At 74.4% G+C, this 21,646-nt stretch carries 14 protein-coding genes and 6 pseudogenes; 12 read left to right on the top strand and 8 right to left on the bottom strand.

Annotated features, from left to right (window positions below):
• Positions 1-128: 128 nt before the first annotated feature.
• Positions 129-1,835, top strand: coding sequence for a glycerol-3-phosphate dehydrogenase/oxidase (locus AAC944_RS16725; RefSeq protein ID WP_078888779.1), 1,707 nt, complete (start codon positions 129-131; stop codon positions 1,833-1,835).
• A gap of 85 nt (positions 1,836-1,920) precedes the next feature.
• Here the strand turns inward: AAC944_RS16725 and AAC944_RS16720 are convergent, their stop codons facing one another.
• Positions 1,921-3,240 (bottom strand): serine hydrolase domain-containing protein, encoded by a 1,320-nt coding sequence (locus tag AAC944_RS16720; protein ID WP_368397214.1) that lies wholly within the window; start codon positions 3,238-3,240, stop codon positions 1,921-1,923.
• Positions 3,241-3,434: 194 nt separating this feature from the next.
• Here AAC944_RS16720 and AAC944_RS16715 point away from each other — a divergent pair, with 194 nt between their 5' ends.
• Entirely contained in the window at positions 3,435-5,294 is a 1,860-nt protein-coding gene (locus AAC944_RS16715) for a serine/threonine-protein kinase (RefSeq protein WP_030619811.1), read from the top strand.
• Between the two features lie 312 nt (positions 5,295-5,606).
• On the top strand, positions 5,607-8,720 hold the full coding sequence (locus tag AAC944_RS16710; RefSeq protein WP_030619808.1) for a serine/threonine kinase C-terminal domain-containing protein: 3,114 nt from the start codon (positions 5,607-5,609) through the stop codon (positions 8,718-8,720).
• Here the strand turns inward: AAC944_RS16710 and AAC944_RS16705 are convergent.
• A pseudogene (locus tag AAC944_RS16705) lies at positions 8,708-9,595 on the bottom strand (class I adenylate-forming enzyme family protein); the annotation flags it as partial. The gene AAC944_RS16710 and the pseudogene AAC944_RS16705 overlap by 13 nt on opposite strands.
• Positions 9,596-9,769: 174 nt before the next feature.
• Between AAC944_RS16705 and AAC944_RS16700 the strand changes: the two are divergent.
• Together AAC944_RS16700 and AAC944_RS16695 are read left to right on the top strand one after the other, a co-directional pair.
• Positions 9,770-10,195 (top strand): acyl-CoA dehydrogenase family protein, encoded by a 426-nt coding sequence (locus AAC944_RS16700; RefSeq protein WP_438272810.1) that lies wholly within the window; start codon positions 9,770-9,772, stop codon positions 10,193-10,195.
• A 414-nt stretch (positions 10,196-10,609) separates the two neighbouring features.
• Positions 10,610-11,092, top strand: coding sequence for an ATP-binding protein (locus tag AAC944_RS16695; RefSeq protein ID WP_078888776.1), 483 nt, complete (start codon positions 10,610-10,612; stop codon positions 11,090-11,092).
• Between the two features lie 234 nt (positions 11,093-11,326).
• Here AAC944_RS16695 and AAC944_RS16690 read toward each other — a convergent pair.
• Positions 11,327-12,270: pseudogene (locus AAC944_RS16690) on the bottom strand (cyclase family protein); the annotation flags it as partial.
• Positions 12,271-12,391: 121 nt separating this feature from the next.
• Here AAC944_RS16690 and AAC944_RS16685 point away from each other — a divergent pair.
• Together AAC944_RS16685 and AAC944_RS16680 are read left to right on the top strand one after the other, a co-directional pair.
• Positions 12,392-12,688: pseudogene (locus AAC944_RS16685) on the top strand (hypothetical protein); the annotation flags it as partial.
• Between the two features lie 57 nt (positions 12,689-12,745).
• The gene (locus AAC944_RS16680; protein WP_037772831.1) at positions 12,746-14,047 is read left to right on the top strand and encodes an MFS transporter; all 1,302 of its coding nucleotides are present in this window, start codon (positions 12,746-12,748) and stop codon (positions 14,045-14,047) included.
• On the opposite strand, the pseudogene AAC944_RS16675 reads toward AAC944_RS16680, so the two are convergent.
• A pseudogene (locus AAC944_RS16675) lies at positions 14,046-14,670 on the bottom strand (flavin reductase family protein); the annotation flags it as partial. The gene AAC944_RS16680 and the pseudogene AAC944_RS16675 overlap by 2 nt on opposite strands.
• Before the next feature lie 238 nt (positions 14,671-14,908).
• On the opposite strand from AAC944_RS16675, the gene AAC944_RS16670 reads away from it, so the two are divergent.
• Both AAC944_RS16670 and AAC944_RS16665 read left to right on the top strand, forming a co-directional pair.
• Entirely contained in the window at positions 14,909-15,478 is a 570-nt protein-coding gene (locus tag AAC944_RS16670) for an RNA polymerase sigma factor (RefSeq protein ID WP_368397212.1), read from the top strand.
• Positions 15,479-15,815: 337 nt separating this feature from the next.
• Positions 15,816-16,229, top strand: a complete 414-nt coding sequence (locus AAC944_RS16665; protein ID WP_196943161.1) for a hypothetical protein — start codon at positions 15,816-15,818, stop codon at positions 16,227-16,229.
• A 30-nt stretch (positions 16,230-16,259) separates the two neighbouring features.
• Here AAC944_RS16665 and AAC944_RS16660 read toward each other — a convergent pair.
• Positions 16,260-16,448, bottom strand: a pseudogene (locus AAC944_RS16660) (enoyl-CoA hydratase/isomerase family protein); the annotation flags it as partial.
• Positions 16,449-16,661: 213 nt separating this feature from the next.
• Between AAC944_RS16660 and AAC944_RS16655 the strand changes: the two are divergent.
• Positions 16,662-17,132 (top strand): PhlB family protein, encoded by a 471-nt coding sequence (locus tag AAC944_RS16655; RefSeq protein WP_051872101.1) that lies wholly within the window; start codon positions 16,662-16,664, stop codon positions 17,130-17,132.
• A 74-nt stretch (positions 17,133-17,206) separates the two neighbouring features.
• Complete coding sequence (locus AAC944_RS16650; protein ID WP_030619788.1) at positions 17,207-17,695, top strand: GNAT family N-acetyltransferase; 489 nt, start codon at positions 17,207-17,209, stop codon at positions 17,693-17,695.
• A 22-nt stretch (positions 17,696-17,717) separates the two neighbouring features.
• Here AAC944_RS16650 and AAC944_RS16645 read toward each other — a convergent pair whose 3' ends face one another.
• Entirely contained in the window at positions 17,718-18,398 is a 681-nt protein-coding gene (locus AAC944_RS16645) for a pyridoxine/pyridoxamine 5'-phosphate oxidase (protein WP_030619785.1), read from the bottom strand.
• A gap of 98 nt (positions 18,399-18,496) precedes the next feature.
• Between AAC944_RS16645 and AAC944_RS16640 the strand changes: the two genes are divergently transcribed.
• The gene (locus AAC944_RS16640) at positions 18,497-19,393 is read left to right on the top strand and encodes an alpha/beta fold hydrolase (protein ID WP_030619782.1); all 897 of its coding nucleotides are present in this window, start codon (positions 18,497-18,499) and stop codon (positions 19,391-19,393) included.
• Between the two features lie 23 nt (positions 19,394-19,416).
• On the opposite strand, the gene AAC944_RS16635 is transcribed toward AAC944_RS16640, so the two are convergent.
• On the bottom strand, positions 19,417-20,475 hold the full coding sequence (locus AAC944_RS16635) for an aldo/keto reductase (protein ID WP_030619779.1): 1,059 nt from the start codon (positions 20,473-20,475) through the stop codon (positions 19,417-19,419).
• Positions 20,436-21,606, bottom strand: a pseudogene (locus AAC944_RS16630) (thiolase C-terminal domain-containing protein). The gene AAC944_RS16635 and the pseudogene AAC944_RS16630 overlap by 40 nt, the downstream one beginning before the upstream one ends.
• Between the last annotated feature and the right edge of the window lie 40 nt (positions 21,607-21,646).

Raw genomic sequence — 21,646 nt, 5'->3', positions numbered from 1 at the left:
TCAAGGGTGCGGAGTGGCGCCTTCCCACCCAGTCAGCGCGCGGAGGGTGGCTGGCCCCGCCGCCTCCGGACAGAATCGACAACGGGGTGTGGCAGCGATCACAGCACCGACCGAAGCGGGAGGCAGTGGTGAGGACAGCGACACTGGGACCGGCCGAGCGCGCCGGAGCACTGGCACGGATGGCGGAACGCGAGCTGGACGTGCTGGTGATCGGCGGCGGAGTCGTCGGCGCGGGCACCGCACTGGACGCGGTGACGCGCGGACTGTCCACCGGCCTGGTCGAGGCGCGGGACTGGGCCTCGGGCACGTCATCGCGCTCCAGCAAGCTGATCCACGGCGGGCTGCGCTATCTGGAGATGCTGGACTTCGCGCTGGTGCGCGAGGCACTGAAGGAGCGCGGGCTGCTGCTGGAGCGGATCGCGCCGCATCTGGTGAAGCCGGTGCCCTTCCTCTACCCGCTCCAGCACAAGGGCTGGGAGCGCTGGTACGCCGGTACGGGCGTGGCGATGTACGACGCGATGTCGATCTCCTCCGGGCACGGCCGCGGGCTGCCGGCCCACCGCCACCTCTCCCGTTCGCGCGCGCTGCGTGTCGCGCCCTGCCTGAAGAAGGACGCCCTGGTCGGCGCCCTGCAGTACTACGACGCCCAGATGGACGACGCCCGGTACGTCGCCACCATCGTGCGTACGGCGTCCGCGTACGGTGCCGCGGTCGCCAACCGGGCCCGGGTGATCGGCTTCCTCCGTGAGGGCGAACGGGTGGTCGGTGCGCGGGTGCAGGACGTGGAGGCCGGCGGTGAGTACGAGGTCCGCGCCCGGCAGATCGTCAACGCCACCGGCGTGTGGACCGACGACACCCAGGGGCTGATCAACGAGCGCGGCCAGTTCCACGTCCGCGCCTCCAAGGGCATCCACCTGGTCGTGCCCAAGGACCGCATCCACTCCACCACCGGGCTGATCCTCCGCACGGAGAAGAGCGTGCTCTTCGTCATCCCCTGGGGACGGCACTGGATCATCGGCACCACCGACACCGACTGGGACCTGGACAAGGCGCACCCCGCCGCCTCCAGCGCCGACATCGACTACCTCCTGGAACATGTGAACGCGGTCCTCGCGACCCCGCTGACCAGGGACGACGTCGAAGGCGTCTACGCGGGGCTGCGGCCGCTGCTGGCGGGCGAGTCGGACGCGACCAGCAAGCTGTCCCGCGAGCACACCGTCGCGCACCCGGTGCCGGGTCTGGTCGTGGTCGCGGGCGGCAAGTACACGACGTACCGGGTCATGGCCAAGGACGCGGTGGACGAGGCGGTGCACGGGCTGGACCAGCGGGTGGCCGAGTGCGTCACCGAGGACATCCCGCTGGTCGGCGCGGAGGGGTACAAGGCGCTGTGGAACGCGCGGGCGCACATCGCGGCGCGCACCGGCCTGCACGTCGCCCGCATAGAGCATCTGCTGAACCGCTACGGCTCGCTCGCCGAGGAGGTACTGGCGCTGATCACCGACGATCCGTCACTCGGCGCCCCGCTGGCCGCCGCCGACGACTACCTCCGCGCCGAGGTCGTCTACGCCTGCACGCACGAGGGCGCCCGCCACCTGGACGACGTGCTGACCCGGCGCACCCGCATCTCCATCGAGACCTTCGACCGGGGCACCCGCAGCGCCCGCGAGGTCGCCGAGCTGATGGCCCCGGCGCTGGGCTGGGACCAGGACCAGATCGACCGGGAGGTCGAGCACTACGAGAAGCGGGTCGAGGCCGAGCGGGAGTCCCAGCGGCAGCCCGACGACCTGACGGCGGACGCGGCCCGGCTGGGGGCGCCGGACATCGTGCCGCGGTGAGCCGCTGACCGGCCCGGCGTCCCCGGCCGCTGCCGACGGGCAGCCGCCGGGGACGCCGGCGTACCGGGATGCTCCCGGAGGCGCGTCAGGTCCGCGGGCAGAACTCCGCCGTCAGCAGGGCCTGGACGCGCCGGGACGGGTCCGGCCGGTCCGTGTTCAGCCGGAACGTCAGCACGTGCCGGCCGTCCTCGGTGGCGGCCGTCCGCGCGTACGAGCCGTTGATGTCGCCGTCGTGGCCCCAGACCGTCACGCCGCACGGCAGCCGGGTCCCGTAGAGGCCCAGGCCGTACATCCCGTTCGTGTCCTTCTGGTCCCGCATCTGCGTGAGCTGACGGGACGGCAGCAGCCGGCCGCCGAGCAGCGCCGCGAAGAACCGGTTCAGGTCGCCGAGGGTCGTGACCAGCTCGCCCGCGGCGCCCGCCCGGCTGGGATCCAGCGTCGTACTGTCCACCCGCTCCGAGCCCACCTGTGAGTAGCCGCGCCCGTACGGCCGCGGCAGGCTCGGGTCGGTCCCGGGGAAGGACGTCCCCGACAGCCCGAGCGGCCCGATGATCCGGCGCTCCGCCTCCTGGGCGTACGGGTGTCCGGTGACCGCCTCGATGATCTGCCCCAGTACGAGGTAGTTGGTGTTGGAGTAGGCGTACCGGTCGCCGGGTGCGGCCTCGGGCGGATGCTCCAGCGCGGTCCGCAGCAGCTCGTCCGGGGTGTAGGTGTCGTAACGGTGGGCGGTGAAGCCGGGCCCGTGCAGCTCCCGCGACAGCTCCGGGTCGGCGGTGTAGTTGTACAGGCCGCTGGTGTGGTCCAGCAGTTCGCGGACGGTGACCCCGCGCGGGTCCGTGGCGCCGGGGGCAAGGCCGGGCAGCAGCCGGCCCACGGTGTCGTCGAGGGAGAGCCGGTGCTCGGCGGTCAGCTGGAGCACGACCGTGGCGATGAACGTCTTCGTGAGGCTGCCGGCGCGGAAGTGGTCGGCGGGCGTGATGGGCCGCTCGGTCCGTACGTCGGCCACGCCGGCGGTAGTGAAACGGGAGGCGTACGCCCGGCCGTCACGGGTCGTCAGCGCCGCGGCGCCCGGCGTCCCGCCCTCGGCCAGCGCGCGGACGGCCCGTGCCGTCGCCGGCTTCGGCGGCCGTGCCGTGTGCTTCGGCGTACTCGGTGCACCGGGAGCGGGCCGGGTACGCGGCGGCGCGGTCCGGTCGGGCGCCGGCTCCTTCGGTCCGGGGCGCTGCGTACGGGAGGCGGGCGGTGGCGTACCCGAAGCGGGGCTCGGGGAACCCGAGACGGAGCTGCGCGCGCCGGGCGCATCCCCGGCCGCGAAGCGCGCCGGGGCACGGTCGTGTCCGGTGCATCCGGCCGTGAGCAGCACGCCGAAGGCAGCCGTCAGCGCCGCCGCGCGGCTAAAATTCACGGATCGCAAGGTCAATCAGGGCTCCCGGTCGTCGGGCCCATCATGACGGGTGCCCAGTGCGTACTCCTGCTGGACCCGGGCCTTCCCCACCGCCACGGATGAGGGAGAATGAAGGCTCTGCCAGGGTGGGTTGTCCGAGTTGGGGCAGTTTGGTGTTGCGGTTGCCAACTCGGCTGGATTGCAGAGGGGATTCAGTGGGCGACGAGGACGCCAAGGACGGCGAGACGGGCAGGCTGCTCGCCGGCCGTTACCGGCTGGGCGATGTCCTCGGCCGGGGCGGCATGGGCACGGTCTGGCGGGCGCGGGACGAGGTCCTGGGCCGCACGGTCGCGGTCAAGGAACTGCGCTTCCCGGGCGGGGTCGAGGAGGACGAGAAGCGCCGCCTGATCACCCGTACGCTGCGCGAGGCGAAGGCGATCGCCAGGATCCGCAACAACGGCGCGGTCACGGTCTACGACGTGGTCGACGAGGACGACCGCCCGTGGATCGTCATGGAGCTGGTCGAGGGCCGCTCCCTCGCCGAGGTCATCCGCGACGACGGCGCCCTCACCCCGCGGCGCGCCGCCGAGGTCGGCCTCGCCGTCCTGGACGTGCTGCGCGCCGCCCACCGCGAGGGCATCCTGCACCGCGACGTGAAGCCGTCCAACGTCCTGATCTCGGACGACGGCCGGGTCGTGCTCACCGACTTCGGCATCGCCCAGGTCGAGGGCGACCCCTCGGTCACCTCCACCGGCATGCTCGTCGGCGCGCCTTCGTACATCGCGCCGGAGCGTGCCCGCGGCCAGAAGCCCGGCCCGCCGTCCGACCTGTGGTCGCTGGGCGGACTGCTGTACGCCTGCGTCGAGGGCGTGCCCCCGTACGACAAGGGCTCCGCGATCGCCACCCTGACCGCGGTGATGACCGAGCCGGTGGACCCGCCCAAGAACGCCGGCGTGCTCGAAGAGGTCATCTACGGCCTGCTCGTGAAGGACCCGGCGCGGCGGCTGTCGGACGAGGCCGCCCGCGCGCTGCTGACCGACGCCGTCAACGCCCCCGAGGACACCGGCCCGAAGCCGCCCGAGAAGCCCGCCGAGTCGACGCGCATGATGGCGCTGCCGCCGAAACCCCCGGCACCGCCAAGACCCGCGGCCGCATCGGTGGGCGCGGCCGCCGAGCCCGCCAGGGAGCGGATGCGCGGCGCGCTGAAGTCCGTACGCAACGCCGCGACGGCCGCTTCGGCCGCCCGTTCCGCGTCGGCGCCGGGCGGCGAGCCGGCGTCCGGCCGGACACCGGCGGGCGCGACCAGGGCCTCGCTGACCGACGTCGTGCCGAAGCGCACACTCGTCATCGTCGCGGTCGTCGCCGTCCTCGCGGTGCTCGGCGCGGTGCTGGCCTTCGCGCTGAGCGGCGGGGACGACACCAAGGGCAAGGCCGGGGACAAGCAGAGCGCCGAGGCGGCCCCCGCGTCCGACGAGCCGAAGGACGACGGCAAGGCGAGCCCGCGGACCAGCAGCGCGTCGCCGGACGGTGCGGCGAGCGACCAGCCGGCCAAGGGCGAGGACGAGCCGGACGAGGACGAGAACGAGCCCGACGAGAACGAGAGCGACGGCCAGGACGTCCCGCAGGGCTTCAAGAAGATCTCCAACGGCCAGTTCCACTTCTCGATGGCGATGCCGGCGGGCTGGAAGAAGATCGCCACGGCGGGGCAGAACTCGGGCGCCATATACAGCGGGTCCGGCGGGTTCCCGCGCATTCAGGTCGATTACAACGCCAAGCCGTCGAACGACGCGGCGGCGGCCTGGCGGAGCCTGGAGCCCGCCGTGCGCGGCAACAGCTCCGGCTACCACCTCATCGGCATCAAGCAGACCGACTGGCGGGACTACCCCACCGTCGCGGACTGGTCGTTCACCCGTGAGCAGCACGGACAGAAGGTGCGCGTACTGAACCGCGGCTTCAAGGCCGACGCCGACCACGGCTACGCGATCATGATCACCTGCAAGGCCGGCAGCTGGTCGGACAAGCAGTGCCGGCAGCTCCGCGAGACCGCCTTCCGCACGTTCGAGGTGAAGGACTGACTTTCCGAGGTGGGAAAAAGATCCCCTTCGGCGAGAAGAACTGCCCCCTCCTGAGAGGGACTGTTTCTTCCGTTTCTCGTGAGGCGCCGCGCCCGTCACCCGCTCCGTTGGCAGAAAGCCGCCGGGGCGGGTGAGGACTGTTGCGCCGAGCGGTCCCCAGGCGCACTCGGGACACGTATCGTGGCACCGCATAGACCGTAGGCAGCCGTATATCGGCAGTATTGCGACCGGAACTGACCACGGACCGCTCTGCCGGGGGGTATGAACGGTTCGTCAGGGGGCTGCGGGCAGCGCGCGCACTGGGGAGGCGTCGTGGACGAGTACGCGGGGCGAGTGCTCGCCGGACGCTACCGCCTTCCGGTGCCGCCGGACGCGCCCGAACCGGCCCTGGCCCGCGCGCTGGACACCTACAGCGGGCAGGAAGTGCTGATCCGTCAGGTCCCGCTGCCGGAGGTCGTGGAAGCGGAGCTGGTCGACGAGTACGGCATGGGCGGCGGACCCGCGCGGGGATACGGCGACGGGGGCCGGGCACGGCGTACGGGACCCGGTGCGGGTGCCGGGTACGGCGACGGGGATGCGCCGGCCGACCGTGATCCGTCCGACCCCGTGGTGCGGCGCGCGCTGGAGGCCGCGACGGCCGCCGCGCGCATCCCGGACCACCCCCGGCTCGACCAGGTCTTCGACGTCTTCGCCCAGGACGGCAGCCTCTGGATCGTCAGTGAACTGGTTCCCGCGCGTCCGCTGGCCGCGCTGCTCGCCGACCGGACGCTGTCCCCGCACCGCGCGGCGGAGATCGCCGCCGACATCCTCACCGCCCTGCACGCCCTGCACGCGCACGGCTGGACGCACCGCAACATCACCCCGCGTACGGTCCTGGTCTGCGACGACGGCCGCGTCGTCCTCACCGGCCTGGCCGCCGGCGCCGCGGAGGAGGCGCTGTGCGGCTACGACCCGGTCCCGCGCGAAGCGGCTCCGCCCCCTGGCGCCGTCCGCCCGGGCGTCGTACGCGAGTGGCGAGCCGGGGGGCCTGGCCCGAACGCGACCGGCCCGAACGCGACCGGCTCGGGTTCGAACGCGACCGGCCCGGGCTCGAACGCGACCGGCCCGGGAGCGGCTTCGGGGGCGGGGGCGTCCGTTCCTGGTGTCGCCTCCGCTCCTGCCTCCGCTTCCGCTCCCACCTCCGCCTCCGCTCCTGCCTCCGCTTTCGGTGCCGGACAGCAGGTGGGGCCCGGGGCCGGTGGATCGCACGGGCCGGGGCCGGCCGGATCCGGGCCGGGTGGTTCGGGGGCCGGCGGGGCCGAGGACGATCCCCGGCGGGCACGCGCGGGGGCGATCGCCGCTTACCGGGCCGGGGCCAGGGCCGCGGCGGCCCGCACCGCCCACGACGCGCACGCCTCTGACAGGGGCGGCGCCGCTCCCGAGGGCGGCCGCCTGCACGACCAGGAGCAGCGGCAGGGACAGGGGCCGGGTCAGGGGCCGGGGCGCGAGCAGGGGCAGCAGTTCAGCCCGTACCGGGACCACGTCGGCCCGGCGAACCGTTCCGCCGCGCCCCCGGGTTCCCCCGCCATGCCGCCGGGTCCCCCCGGCGTCCCGCAGCGTCGGCCCGGGGCGCCTCAGGGGCAGCCCGCCGTGCCGCAGGGCCGTCCCGCCGTGCCGCCGCCTGGCGGGCAGGGCGTGCCGCCCGGCCCGCCGGGTGTCCCGCAGCGTCCGCCCGGAGGTGCCCCGCGTCAGGGGCCAGGCGCGCCGCCCGTGCCCCGGCAGCCGGCCCGGCCGGGCAGTGCCACGTACGGTGGCGGGCTGCCGGGCCCGGTACGCCGCCCGCAGGGCGGTACGCACGCGCTGCCGCCCGGCCCGGCGGTGCCGGGCGCCCGCCAGGCCGGCCCGCCCCCGGCGCGTACGGGGGCAGGCACGGTGCCGGCGCCCCGCACAGGCGGACCGGCAGGCGTGCCCCCCGGTCCGGACACCGGCGCGTACCCCGGCGCGGCACCCGGGAACGCTCTGGCGGCCGAGCGGGCGCGCCAGGCGCGGATCACGATGGTCGGCGCGGTCACCGAACGCTGGGCCCCCGAACAGGCCGGCCCCGTCCACGCCAACTGGCAGCTCGCGCCGCCCGTGGGCCCGGCCGCCGACCTCTGGGCCCTCGGCGCCCTGCTCTTCCGCAGCGTGCAGGGCCACGCCCCGTACCCCGAGGACAGCGCCGCCGAACTGGTCCAGCTGGTGTGCTCACGCGCGCCCGCACAGGCGGAGGAGCTCGGCGCGCTGCGCCCCGTGGTGGAGTCCCTGCTGCGCCAGGACCCGACGGACCGCCCGGACTCCGAGGAGCTGCGCGGCTGGCTGCGCTCCCTGGTCCGTACGGCACCGGAGCCGGACGCGGGCCATGCGGTGGTGACCGTGCCGGCCCTGGGGCGGAGCGGCGATCCGCGCCGGCTGCCGATCGTGCGGCGCCGCGGCGAACTCGTACGCCGCGGCCGGCACAAGAAGCCGCGCCCGGGCCGGGAACGCCCGCACAGGCCCGCGGCGCGCCCGGACCCCGCGGCACGCACCGTCCACCCCGCCCCGGCACCTCCCGCCCGTCCCGTACCGCCGCCGCACCACCATGACGGTTTCCGGGACCAGGCCTCGGTGACGGGCCGCGAGGACGCCTTCCACGACCTCGACGGCGCCCACGATGGCATCCGTGACCGCGAGCGGCGGCGGGAGCCGCGGCGGGACGTCGGTGGCCGAGCGCCCCGCGGCGGGCCCCGGCGGCTGGGCACGCTGCTGCTCGGCCTGGTACTGCTGCTGGTCGTCGCGGCGGTGCTGGTCGCCGTGCTGTTCCTGCCCGGCACCGGTGCGGACCAGGGCGGCGCCGGGAACCAGCGGAGCGCCGTCCCCAGCGGCAGCGTGACCGACGCGCCCGAGCCCGGCCCGGAGGGCTCGCAACCGGGTGGCGGGGAGGTCGGCAGCAGCCACTCCCGGACGACGGCCCCGGCCGGCCTCGCCGAGGGCTTCGAGATGCGCGACGACCCGGAGGGCTTCCGGATCGCCGTGCGCAAGGGCTGGCAGCGGCACGGCAAGAACGCCCAGGGCCAGGTGCGGTACACCAAGGGCGACTTCACGCTGCTGGTGGTGCCGGGCCGGGACACCGCGAAGCGCTTCGGGTCCGACCCGATGGCGTACCAGCAGGACAAGGAGGCGGAGCTGGCGCCGTTCCGGGACGCGAGCTGGACCTCGTCCTCGGGGCTGCGGCGTACCGACGTCGGCCGCACGGCCACGGCCGAGGGCACCTTCACCTGGGGTGAGGACAGTAATTCCGCGACGTACGCGCGCAATCGGGCGCTGCTGGACCGGGGCCGTTACCACGTCGTCCTGGTCATCGGCCCGGACCGGAACCGCGCCGACGTGGACCGCTTCTACGAGCAGGCGTCCGCGTCCTACCGCCCCTGAGACGCGGCGCCCCCGGCGTACGAAGGGGCCCGACGCCCCGCCGCGCCGAGCGCGGACCGGGCGCGCAGCTCGCCCTTGAGTACCTTGCGCAGCGTCGCCCCCCGAGGAAGCGCGTCCACCACCTCCACCCGATCGGGCAGCTCGTGCGGGACCGGCCCGCGCTCCCGTAGCCATGCGCCCAGCGACTCCCGTGTCACCGGGCCGGCCCCGTCCCGCCGTTCCACCACCGCGCACACCAGTTCCCCGCGCGCGGTGTCCGGCAGCCCGACGACGGCGGAGCCCAGGAGGTCCGGATGGCGGTGGAGCAGGTTCTCGATCTCCTGTGCCGAGATGTTCTCGCCCTTGCGGATGATGATGTCCTTCAGCCGCCCGGTGACGACGAGACGGCCTTCCGCTGTCCGTCGGTCCCGATGCGGATCTCCATGCCGGCCGGTGGCCGGCCGTCGGCTCCGGCCAGGTGCGCGTCGCTGTCCAGCGGGTCGCCCATGGTGACCATCGGGGCCTCGGTGAGCGCGTACCCGTGAGGGCGCACACCCCAGTTCGCGGACGACCTCGTAGTACAGCCCGGGCGGTTCGGGCGCGCCGCCGCCCGCCGACAGGCGCAGCGCGGGAAGCAGCGGCCCGGCGCTCGCCTGCCGTCGCTGTTCGGTGCGGAAGAGCGGGCAGAAAGCCGTGGAGCCGCCGGCGACGGTGACGCCGTGCCGCCGGTGGGCGGCCAGCGCCCCGGGCAGCGCGAAGTGCTCGAAGAGGACGGCGGGGATGCCGTACCGCAGCGGCAGGACGGTGTGATCGGGGCCCGCGACATGGGCGTACGGGAAGGCCGTCGAGCCGACGTCCCTCGTGGTGACGCGCAGCGCGTGCGACGCGGCGGCTCCGGCCGTGCTGCGGGAACATCCGGCCGACTGCGACGAGGTGATCGTGGTGGGGGTGGACACCGCCCGCCGGTGCGCGCCCGAGGAGCTGCCGACGGCGGTGGTGCGCTCGGTCGACCCGCTCACCCGCTGGTCCGGGTACGCGGCGGCCCGCCCGGCGAGCCGTACCCGGTGATCGTGCCCCGGCTCCGCCGTGAGGCCGTGCTGCTGACCGCCGCGCAGCAGCTGGGCGGGGCGGTGCGCGCCCTGGAGGCGGCGGTGGCGTACGCGCGGCAGCGGGAACAGTTCGGCGCGCCGATCGGCTCCTTCCAGGCGGTCAAGCACCTGTGCGCGGAAATGCTGGTACGGGTGGAGATCGCCCGAAGCGCCGTGTACGCGGCGTCCGTCACCGGGAACCCGGCCGAGGTGGCCGGCGCGAAGCTGCTCGCCGACGAGGCCGCCGAGGGCAACGCCCGGGACTGCCTTCAGGTGCACGGCGGGGCGGGATTCACCTGGGAGGCGGACGTGCGCCTCGCCCTGAAGCGGGCCCGGCTGCGCGCACAGGCCTGGCAGAGGGCGGCCGGCGGGGCGGAGGTGCTGGCCGACGGTCATATCGCTCTGTGACCGGCGTTGAGCGGAATGTCGGACTCCGCACGCATGAGCGGTCACACAGCGTCGATATCGGGTTGTGTCCTTCGCGTGACTCGTTACGCCCAGGAGTCGGTGCAGGGCTCAGGTACGCTCGCTCAGGTGCGAGTGGTTCTGAGGCGCAACCACCCCGGCGTTGCCTACGAGGCACCTCCGGGGTACGGGATGCGTACCGTTCGCACCGGGCGGGGGCCCGCGAAACCCCCGCGTTCGACTCCCCGCACTGCGCGTCGCACAGTATGCAGCACGCATACTCCCTTCCGCTGGAATATGCCTGAAGCGCTTGTTGGGGTGACTGAACGTCAACCATGCTGTGCTTCGCCGGGGTCACGCACCGTGATCCCGTGGAGGCGCGAGGCGATGTTTCCGCCGGTTCGGATGGTGTGAGCGGTGCAGGTGCTTCAGGTGCAATTGGAAGTGCGGCCCGACCCCGCTGAAGTGGGGCGGGCCCGCAGGTGGGCCCGGTCGCGGCTGGCCGGGTCGGGCATAGGCGCCGACGAGCCGCTGGCGGAGACGCTGATCCTGCTGGTCTCCGAGCTCGTCACCAACGCCGTGGTGCACGCCGGCTCGCACGCCGAGCTGCGGCTCCGCTTCTCCGGTGCCGGGCCCGTGGTCGGGACCGTACGGCTGGAGGTCGCGGACGGCAGCGCCCGGCCGCCGCGGCCGCGCCGCGCGGAGGGTGACGACACCAACGGCCGGGGCCTGGAGCTGGTCGACGGCCTGGCCGACCGCTGGGGCTGGCAGCCCGAGGGTCCGGGGAAGCGCATCTGGTGCGAGGTGGACCGCGGCCGGCCGCTGCTGATGGGGGCAGGCACCGAGCCGGGCGCGAGGGGCGCCTACGAGCAGCCGTGCGCCGCCACGCACCGGGTGTGAACAGAAAAAGTCCAGACCAGGTGTTGACGTGCCGTGGCGACTTGATCACGCTTGTGGTCAGCGATTCGCCGCGAGGGGACGCCGAGGGTACGGGGGAGACGCCCCCTTGGCGAGTGCGGGTCGCGCCCGGAGCCGGGTGGCGGTCCGCTGTGCCGCGCTCGGGGTGCGCATGAGCGCACCGTCACCCAGGCCGGTCCGGCGCCCGCGCGGAGCCCGGCCGGCCGGCTCCCGCTGGAGCACCGCCACCGGGGCTACCAGCATCCCGGTGCCGCCGGTGAACGGCTCGGCCACCGCCGAGAGCAGGAAGGCGTACCGCCCCCCGGCCGCGCAGACCGCCGACAGCTCCTCCAGGTTCCAGTTCTGGCCCTGTGGCGTCCCCGTCTCGACCAGGTGCAGCGCGTGCACGGGCAGCCACAGATCCTCGATCTCCGGCGGGAAGATCTTGAAGGTGCGGGTGTCGTTGGCGACCGCGGCGACGTCGCGGGCGTGGAACCCTCCGGAGCGCGGACCGACAGCCCCGGTGACGGGAACGCGTACCCCTGCTTGTCGCCCGCCAGATAGCGCCGCAGCTGCCCGGTGCGTACGAGGCCAAGGGCCACGTCACCGGCGTGTACGGCCGTGCCGGCCGGCTCCTCCGCCGCTTCCGGGTCGTCCGGGGTGACGGCGTGCGCGCGTCCAGCGGCCGGTCGCCGCCGCCGTACCGTACGCGCGCCACGTCCAGCAGCACGCCGCGTGCCACGACCGGCGGCAGCTTCTCGATGCCGAGCGCGGTCGCGCCGGCGTGGGCGGTGACCGCGGTGACCGCGGTGGCCGGGCGGCCGTTGTAGAGCCGCCCCGAGTGCGGGACGTGGGTGAGGCCGTCCCGGTGGGTGGCCGCCTGCAGGCCCATGGTCACCACGTCATCGCTGGTCGCGACCGTGCCGGGGCCGAACATCGTCGTTGACGGCGACCATCGTGCGCAGCGGGGCGACCCGCCCCGGGATGGCGCCGGTCTGCACGCCGTCCTGCTGGAGCGGCAGCGCGAGTGGGACGCGGAGGCCGCTGCGTACGGTCGCGGCGGCGGCGCGCACCGCCTCCGGGGTGATCAGGTTCAGCGTGCTGATCTCGTCGTCGGGGCCCCACCGCCCCCAGTTGTTCACACGTCCGGCGATGTCGTGGAACTCCTGCGGCAGGACCACGCGCGCTCCTCGGGTGATCGGCCGTGGGGCTTGTCTTCGTACCGCGTCTGCTCAAAAACCTAACGACCCGCCAGAAACTGCGGGAAGGGGCGCGGCAGGGGGAACTTCTTGACCGGCAAGGTCCTCGATGTACCTGGACAAGTCGGTCCTGGGCTGCCGGTACGGCTCGTCGCGGCCGCAGCGGGACATCGCGCGCCACGCCGCCCTGTACCGCGCGGGGCGGCTGCTGCTGGACGAACCGGTGACGCGGACGTATCCGGTGGAGGACTTCGCCGAGACGGTGCCGGACGCGGAACGGGGGCGGGTGGCACGGGGGGTGCTGCTCTTCGGGCCTCCGGACCGGCGGCCTCCTGAGGCGCGCGCCCGCCTCCTGTGGTCGCGCGCCTGCCTCCTGGGACGGGCGCTGGCCCGATCCTGATGAACAGTGGCCATCTGGCCACTCGATGATGTCGGCCCGGCGCCCGAAGCTGGTCGGGTGACGCAGACTCCCGAACTCCGAGAAGCCGTTCCGGTGCCGGTACCTCCCACCCGGCGCCGCCGCCCGCACCGCGCCTGGTCCGTCGCCGCGGTCACCTTCCTCACCCTCGTCGGCGCCGCCGGCTTCGCCTCGCTGCCGGGCCTGCTGATCGAACCGCTGCACGCGGAGTTCCACTGGTCGCGCGGCACCATCGGGTTCGCGGTCTCGGTCAACCTCGCGCTGTACGGCCTCACCGCCCCCTTCGCCGCCGCGCTCATGGACCGCTTCGGCGTCCGGCGGGTCGTCGCCACGGCGCTCGCCGTGATCGCGGCCGGTGCCGGGCTCACGGTATGGATGACCGCTTCCTGGCAGCTGACCCTCTACTGGGGTGTCCTCGTCGGCCTGGGCAGCGGCTCCATGGCGCTGGCCTTCGCCGCGACCGTCACCGGCCACTGGTTCGTCGCCCGCCGCGGTCTGGTGACCGGCATCCTCACCGCCGGCGGCGCCTCCGGTCAGCTCGTCTTCCTCCCGCTGCTGTCCTGGACGGTGGAGGACCACGGCTGGCGTCCCGCGGCCGTCACGGTGGCGCTGACCGCGCTGGCCGTCGTACCGCTGGTCTGGCTGCTGCTGCGCGACCACCCCGCGGACGTGGGCGTGGCCCCGTACGGCGCACGCGAGTTCGTGCCCCGGCCCGCGCCCCGGCGAGGCGCTGCCCGGCGTGCGCTGAAGGCGCTCGCCGACGCCGCGCGCACCGGCCCCTTCTGGCTCCTCGCCGGTACCTTCGCGATCTGCGGCGCCACCACGAACGGCCTGGTCAAGACGCATTTCGTGCCCGCGGCACACGATCACCACATGCCGATGACGCTGGCCGCCTCGCTGCTCGCGGTCATCGGGATCTTCGACATCCTCGGGACGATCGCCTCCGGCTGGTTCACCGACCGCTTCGACAGCCGACGGCTCCTCGCCGTGTACTACGGGCTGCGCGGCGTGTCGCTGATGTTCCTGCCGGCGCTGCTCTCGGACGCCGTGCACCCGCCGATGCTCTTCTTCATCGTCTTCTACGGGCTGGACTGGGTCGCGACGGTGCCGCCCACGATTGCGCTCTGCCGCGAGCACTACGGGGAGGACGCCGCGATCGTCTTCGGGTGGGTGCTGGCCTCCCACCAGGTGGGCGCGGCACTCATCGCCTTCGTGGCCGGCCTGGTCCGCGACGCCCTGGGGCGGTACGACCCGGTCTGGTACGGCTCCGGAGCGCTGTGCGCCCTGGCGGTCCTGATGGTGCTGGTGATCCGGCGCCGTGCCAGTCCCGCACTGTCCTGAACTCCCCGAACTCCCCGCGGTGGAAGAGCAGCGGCCCCGCGGCGGCGGCAGCCCCGTCCGTGCCGAGCGCGTCCACCCGGCCCACGACGACGAGGTGGTCACCGCCCGTGTGGACGGCCTGGACGGTGCAGTCGAGCCAGGCTGGTACGCCCGCCAGCAGCGGTGATCCTCACCGGCGCCGACGTGTGGCGCACCCCGGCGCACTTGTCGGCGCCGCTGACCGCGAGGCCGCGGCACAGCTCGCTCCGGCCGGCGCCCAGGATGTTCACGCAGCACGCCCCGGCCCGGGCGATCCGCGGCCAGGTCGTCGGCGTACGCGCCACCATGAAGGTCGCCAGGGGCGGATCCAGCGACAGCGAGGCGAACGACTGGCAGGCGAAGCCGGCGGGCGCGGGGCCGGCCGCGTCGCCGGGTGCCGTGACGACGGTGACGCCGCTCGCGAAATGGCCCAGCACGCGCCGGAATCCGTCCCGGTCGCCGGGGGTCCGCTCGTCCTCGCGTACGGCCCGCAGAACGGGCCTGACGGCCGCTGCCGGGCCGTCGGGCGGGACGGGCCCGGGGATCGAGGGGGCCGAGGTCTCGGCGCCGACCGAACGCAGATGGCGCACCGCCGTGGCCGCCATGCCGGCATGTCCCATCCTGCTGCGCTCCCTTCCACCCTTCCACCCTCTATTGGACCTGATTGGCCGTCAGGTAGAAAGTGCGGAGGCGCGCGGGGACAGGTGGGCCACGCGGGCGGCGCCGGATGGCGGATCACCGGCGGATCGAATGATTGTCGGTATTCGGCCGGTTGGCGGCGGATCATGCCGGGTATCTCCCTCACGGCCGCACCTGTATCGGATTCGGGGAGAGTTCCACCTCATGGCCGATGCGCTGCCGTCGTCTCCCTTTCCGTCGCCGTCCTTCGACGACGTCTTCTCCGGGTTGCTGCCGCGGCTCTACCGGCGCGCCGTGCTGCTGGCGGGGTCCCGGCAGTCGGCGGAGGACATCGTGCACGAGACGTACCTGAAGCTCGCCGCGCGCCCGTACCGCTTCCTGGCCCACCCGGAGCCGTACGCCCGCGCCTTCACGGCCCTGCTGAGCGTCGCCCGGGAGGCGCACCGCAGGGAGCGGCGGCAGGCGCTGATCGGCGAGGGCGGACCGGAGGACGGGCCCGGCAGCGGTGCGCTGATGCGCGAGCTGCCCGGCGCCGGCTGGGACGGCAGACGGGAGCGCCGCCAGGCCGAGCTGGAGGCGGTGCGGCTGCTGAGCCGGCTCACGCACCGCCAGGCCGGCCTGGTCATCCTCGTCGACCTGGACGGCTACACCCTCGGGAAGGCCGCCAAGATCATGAAGGTGCAGCGGTGCACGGCGGCGCGGCACCGGACGCGCGCCCTGGAGCGGTTACGGGAGCACTTCGCCGCTTCGCCGTACGACCTCACGGGGAGGTGAGCACATCGTGGAGCGGAACGACACGGGGAGCACGCACGTGGACCCCGGTAACGGCCCCGTGGGCCCGGAGGACGGGCCGGGGAACCCGGTGAACGGGCAGGGCGGGCCCGGGGGCGGCCGTGGCGGCGCACCGGGAGGCGGGCGGCGGAGCCGCCGGACCGGTTACCGGAACGGCCGGGGGCGGCGCGCTGCTGAAACGATATTGCGCGAGCGTCTCCGTGCGGCCGACGAGGAAATCCAGCCACCTCCCGGCCTGTGGACCCGCATCGCGGAGTCCGCGCCGGCTCCGGGTGCGCCGCGCAGCCCCCTGTCGTACCTGCGCAGGCGGCCGCAGTTGATGACCACGCTGTTCGTCGTGGCGGCGCTCGCGCTGGCCCTCGGTGTGTGGCGGCTGGTGGGGGCGGGCGGCGAGCGCCCCGCGCCGCCGGGGCCCGGCACGGGCCTGGAGCTCACGGCCCACAACAGTGACCCGGCGTGCGAGAAGGCCCGCACCGAACGGTGCGCGCTCCGGCTGGCCCGGGACCCGCACCAGGCGTACTCCGCGCCGGGCAACGCCGCGGGCCGGGTCTGGAACAGCGACCGGCTGGCCACGGAGTGCGTCATCACCGACGGCCGCCGCGTACGGGACAGGACGGGCGCGATCTCCGTCCGCTGGTACCGGGTCACGTCCTTGGACGGTGCCGAGGGCTGGCTGCCGGGCGTCCACACCCGCAACGTCGAGCAGGTACCGCTCTGCCCGAGCGGCGAGTGACCGCGCGGTCCACGCGGAGCTGCGCGCGGGTCAGCGGCCGCGGTACTCGGGTGCGCGGCGCGCCACGAAGGCCGCCACCCCCTCCTGCGCGTCCGCGGTCGTCATGTTGATCTCCTGAGTGGCCGCCTCGGCGGCGAACGCCGCGCCCCGGTCGGCCTCCAGCGAGGCGTTGACCAGCTGCTTGGTGAGGGCCAGGGCGCGCGTCGGGCCGGCCGCGAGTGAGTGGTGAGGGTGCCATGAGTGGATCCCGGCATCGTTACGCCGCTCCCGTCTGACCCGATAGGCACCTGACGCCCAGCCAGGTGGTGGGTAATTGACGGCCCGTCAGGGGTGCCGCGTACTGCTGTACCCCGCGAGGGGGATCCCGCCCCGCCCCTTGCGCCCGGTCGTGCATCCGCCGAACTGGCGACGCCAACTGACAGCCCGTCAGTTATGGCCCTCGCGAACGGGAAGGCGCGATGCCGGACGATCTGCCTCGGCGGGCCCGAAGGGGGCGCCGTGCTCCGTATCGGCCTGGGGATGTGGTGGCTGGAGAGCTGGCGCCAGAAGGACGGGAAGGCCTGGTCCGAGCGCGGCACGGGCATCGCCTGGGCTGCCGACGTGGCGGACAAGCACCGCTGGGCCGCCGTGCGCCGCGGCTTCGACGTGGTCGTACGGCCAGCCCGAAGGATGGCGTACGTGGTCGTGCACGCCGAACTCGCCCTCGGGGCCGGTCTCGTCGTCGGCTTCCTCCTGCCGGTCGCGCTGGTCGCCGGGCTACTGCTCAACCTCCTCCCTCTCGTGCTGATGATCCACGACTGCCCCGAGCCGGGGCTGCGGAGCGGCATGGCGCTGCGGGCGGTCTTCCGCGCCGACCGCGAGGGCGGGCCCGCCGTACCGGTCTTCCGCCCGCGTGACCGCTGACCCCGTCGCCGGGCCCGCCCGCGCGCGACGGTAATCCGGTGGCGTCGCGCGGCGGCGGGAGGCACCCTGGGCGGGTGCTGATCAGAGAAGCCGTAACCGAGGACTGGGACGCCGTCTGGCCGTTCTTCCACCGGATCGTGGCCGCCGGGGAGACGTACACCTACCCGCGCGACCTCGACAAGGAAGGGGGCCGCGCGCTGTGGATGCTGAGCCCGCCGGGCCACACGGTCGTGGCGGTCGACGAGGAGGGCACGGTCCTGGGCTCGGCCAAGATGAACCCCAACCACATGGGCGCCGCCGCCCACATCGCCGGGGCGAGCTTCATGGTCGACCCGGCGCACGGCGGCAAGGGCGTCGGCCGGGCACTGGGCGAGTACGCACTGCGCTGGGCCCGCGCCGAGGGGTACCGCGCGATGCAGTTCAACGCCGTCGTGGAGACCAACAAGGGCGCGGTGGCCCTGTGGCAGTCACTCGGCTTCGAGATCATGACGACCCTGCCGGAGGGCTTCCTGCATCCCGAGAAGGGCTACGTCGGGCTGCACATCATGTACCAGCGGTTCTGAGCGCCCCGGCCGGCCCGGGGCGTCACGGCCACAGCAGTACCCGCTGCCACCCGTCGTCCGCCCGCCGGTAGCACAGCCGTACGTGCCGGCGGCGGTCGTCGCCCTGGAAGAACTCGACCTCCTCGGGGCGCAGCACGTACGCCGTCCAGCTCGGCACCGCGGCGTCCGGTTCGCGCTGTGCCCGCTCCCAGGACTCGTCGGCGGCCCGCTCCAGCTCCGCGAAGGAGCCCAGGACCTCGCTCTGGTGACCCACGAGCGCGGCGGCCAGCGCGCCCGGCGACCGGCGGCGCAGGTCGGCGGCGCTCTCCTCGGGGCCGGCCGCCGTGACCGCGCCGCGGACCCGGACCTGACGTCCGACCAGCGGCCAGTAGAAGCACAGCGCGGCGCTCGGGCGGGCGGCCAGCTCGCGGCCCTTGCGGCTGCCGCGGTGCGAGGCGAAGTGCCAGCCGTTCTCGTCGGCGTCGTGCAGCATCACGATGCGGGCGGACGGGTCGCCCGCCGCGTCCGCGGTCGCCAGCGACATCGTGTGCGGCTCCGGTACGCCCGCGGCGGCCGCCTCGCCCAGCCACTGCCGGAACAGGGGCAGTGGCGCCTCAGGGGCCGTGTCCGGGTCGAAGTCCGGCAGCTCGCCCGTCCAGACCCGCAGGCTGCGCAGCAGGTCGCGGAAGGCGCGGGCTTCGGGGGTGTCGTCCGTCGTGGTCATGCCGGGCAGCGTACGTCCGCACGGCGGCCGCCCGCGTCCCGCGCGCCCCCGTCGGCAATTCGGTTGCGGTGACCGGGGCGGCGGCCGACGCTGGTGCCATGTCCGCGACCGAAACCGGGACGGCCCTCGCCGTGCCCCCGCCCGCCCGGCTCGGGGCCGTCCGGCTGGCCGACGGCCGACGGCTGGCGTGGGGGGAATGGGGGCCCGAGGACGGCGTGCCGGTGCTGCTGTGCCCCGGTGCGGCCACGTCCCGGCGGCTCGGTCTCGGCGCCGGGGCGGCCGAGGAGCTGGGCGTACGGCTGATCTCCGTGGACCGCCCCGGGCTGGGCGGCTCCGACCCGTTCCCCGGCCGTACGCTCACCGGCTGGGCCGAGGACGTCCGGGAGTTCGCCGCGCGGCGCGGGCTCGCCGGTGTGCGCGGCGTCGGCTTCTCGCAGGGCGCCCCGTTCGCGCTGGCCTGCGCGGCGGCGGGGGTGCTGACCCGGCTCGCGGTGGTCTCCGGTACGGACGAGCTGGCCGCGCCCGCTTTCGACGCGCTGCTGCCGGACGAGGTGCGGTACCTCGTCGGCCGGGCCGCGGCCGACCCGGTGGCCGCCGAGCGGTCGTTCGCCGGTTTCGGGAGCCCGGAGACGCTCTACGAACTGATCGTGGCGGGCAGTGGTGGGCGCGACCGCGCGCTCCTGGCGGAGCCGGCGTTCGCCGCGGCCTTCCGGGAGGCGATGGCCGAGGGCTTCGCGCCGGGACCGGCCGGGTACGCCCGGGACACGCTGCTGACCATGAGCCGCTGGCCGTTCGACCCGGCAGTGGTCCGGATCCCGGTCGACCTCTGGTACGGCGCGCAGGACACCGCGCCCACCCACTCGCCGGACCACGGCGCCCGGCTCGCCTCCCGGCTGCCGGCCGCGCGGCGGCGTCTCGTCCCGGACGCGGGCGGCATGCTCCTGTGGACGCACGCCGCGCCGGTCCTGCGGGCCCTGCTCGACGACGCCGGGTAGCGGCGGACCGCCCGCGCGCGCCGTCAGCGGACCTCGTACGCCGTGCGGCGGTAGGTGGAGCGCCGGTCGTCGATGTCGGCCCAGCGGTCGCCGTGGACGGTCTCCAGGATTCCCGGCTCCCGCAGGAACTGGTGCGGGAAGCCGAGCGGCACCGCACTCACCTCGTCCAGCCGGGCCACCGCGTCGGCGTCCAGCGTCACGTCGACCGCGGCGAGGTTGTCCTGAAGCTGGCTCTCCTTCGTGGCGCCGACGATCGGGATGATGTTGCCGGGCCGCTGCCGCAACCAGGCCAGCGCCACCTGGGCCGGACTCCAGCCGCCCTGCTCGGCGATCTCCAGGACCGCGGTGAGCACCGCCTCCTCGTTGTGGTCGGCGCGGTTGTCCCAGTCGTGGGTGTTCAGGCGGCCGGCCTCGCCGCGGCGGTACTTCCCGGTGAGCTTGCCGGCCGCCAGCGGCGCCCACGCGAGGACGGCCAGGTCGTACGCGCGGGCTTGCGGCAGCAGTTCGCGCTCCGGCGTGCGCTCCAGCAGGTTGTACCGCAGCTGCGACCCGGCGAAGGCGGTCCAGCCGCGCAGCTCGGCGAGGGTGTTGGCCTGCGCGATCTCCCAGGCCGGCCAGTCGGACACCCCGACGTACAGGACCTTGCCGGCCCGCACGATGTCGTCCAGTGCCCGCATGACCTCCTCGACCGGCGTGAAGTTGTCGCGCGCGTGCACCCAGAGGACGTCCAGGCGGTCGGTCCGCAGCCGCTCCAGGCTCGCCTCGACCGACTGCACCAGGTTCTTGCGGTGGCTGCCGCCCGCGTTCACGTCGCCCTTGCGGGTGGCGCAGGTGTACTTGCTCGCCAGGACGAACCGGTCGCGGCGGCCGGCGAGCAGATCGCCGATGATCCGCTCGGAGCTGCCGTCGGTGTAGTTGTTCGCCGTGTCGATGAAGTTGCCGCCCGCGTCGGCGTACACGTCGAGGATGCGCCGGCTGGCGTCCTCGGTGGTGCCCCAGCCCCAGTCCTCGCCGAACGTCATGGTGCCGAGGCTCAGCTCGCTCACCCGGAGACCGGTCCTGCCGAACAGCGTGTAACGCATGGCTTCCCCTCAGGTCGCGTGGTGCTCCGGACGTTACGAGCTGGAGCGCGCTCCAACGCAACCCGCGTGCGCCGCGGAGCACTTCTTATGCGCCGCCGTTCCGCAGGGCTCTCACCGGTGCCGAGCACCACCGTCCCGGAGGAACAGAACCAGCCGCCGGTGCCCGAGGCGACCGCGAGCCGGGGCGGGCGGCCGCCGCCGTCGGTGTTCGTCGGCAGCGCGCCGTCCCGGAGCAGCCGCCCCTTCGCCACGAAGGCGCCGCCCTCGCCCTTCGCACAGAAGCCGAGGTCCTCCAGCGTCACCAGCGTCATGTACGTGAACGTGTCGTAGATCTGCGCGAGCTCGATGTCGTCCGGGCGCACGCCCGCCCGAAGGCCAGCCGCCCCGAGACGGCCGCGGGGGAGACGGTGAAGTCGACCCACTCCGACATCGCGGTGTGCGAGACGGCGGTGCCCGGACCGAGGCCCCGGACCGGCGGCCGGACCAGGTCCGGTACGCGGTCCTCGGCGACCATCGGCCCGGACAGCACGTCGTCGGTGGTGATCGGGTCCCGGTACATGGCGTCCGGGTTCCGGGTTGGCCGCCGCGTCGGCGCGGGCCCGGACGGCGACCTCGGCGAGCTGCTCCAGCGTGGTGCCGTACTGGTGCATGTGGCGGCCCGCGGCCGTCGCGTACTTGGCTGTCAGGGTGTTGGCCGTACGGCACTTCGAACTGCAGCGGGCTGCGGGCCCCGAAGATGAGGTCGGCGGTGCGCCGCCGCGCCTTGAGGTCGGCGCGGGCGGTCGAGCCGTACACCAGGAGCACCGCGTCGGCGTGCCCGGCGGCGATCGCGTCGGCGGCGTGCGCGGCCATCACCTTCCAGGTGGCGCCGCCGACAGAGGTCGAGTCGACCCACGTGGGACGCAGGCACAGGTACTCGGCGACCTCGATCGGGGTGAGAGTGCCGAGCCCGGTGGAGGCGGACCCGTCGACGGCCGAGCGGTCCAGCCCGGAGTCGGCCGGCGCACGGTGGGCTGCCTGGGCGTGCAGGGCGTAGGGGGTGGCGTCGTCGACGCGGCCGCAGTCGGCCAGCGCCACTCCGGCGCCGGCGACCTGGCGGTGACGTGCGGGAGTCCCGGTCCCTGGAGTCATGAATCTGACGGCGCATCAGGTCGGGCCGGGCGGGCAGGGC

Origin of the sequence: Streptomyces sclerotialus, from assembly GCF_040907265.1 — a bacterium.
In the GTDB taxonomy this organism is placed as follows: domain Bacteria; phylum Actinomycetota; class Actinomycetes; order Streptomycetales; family Streptomycetaceae; genus Streptomyces; species Streptomyces sclerotialus.
Note: the sequence above shows the minus strand (reverse complement) of the source record. Positions and strands in the feature narration are given on the sequence as shown.

Excerpts from the sequence above, each read along its gene's own strand:
- AAC944_RS16640 (WP_030619782.1), top strand. The coding sequence starts at position 18,497 with ATGTCCGCGACCGAAACCGGGACGGCCCTCGCCGTGCCCCCGCCCGCC.
- AAC944_RS16670 (WP_368397212.1), top strand. The coding sequence starts at position 14,909 with ATGGCCGATGCGCTGCCGTCGTCTCCCTTTCCGTCGCCGTCCTTCGAC.
- AAC944_RS16645 (WP_030619785.1), bottom strand. The coding sequence starts at position 18,398 with ATGACCACGACGGACGACACCCCCGAAGCCCGCGCCTTCCGCGACCTG.
- AAC944_RS16655 (WP_051872101.1), top strand. The coding sequence starts at position 16,662 with ATGGCCCTCGCGAACGGGAAGGCGCGATGCCGGACGATCTGCCTCGGC.
- AAC944_RS16635 (WP_030619779.1), bottom strand. The coding sequence starts at position 20,475 with ATGCGTTACACGCTGTTCGGCAGGACCGGTCTCCGGGTGAGCGAGCTG.
- AAC944_RS16665 (WP_196943161.1), top strand. The coding sequence starts at position 15,816 with ATGACCACGCTGTTCGTCGTGGCGGCGCTCGCGCTGGCCCTCGGTGTG.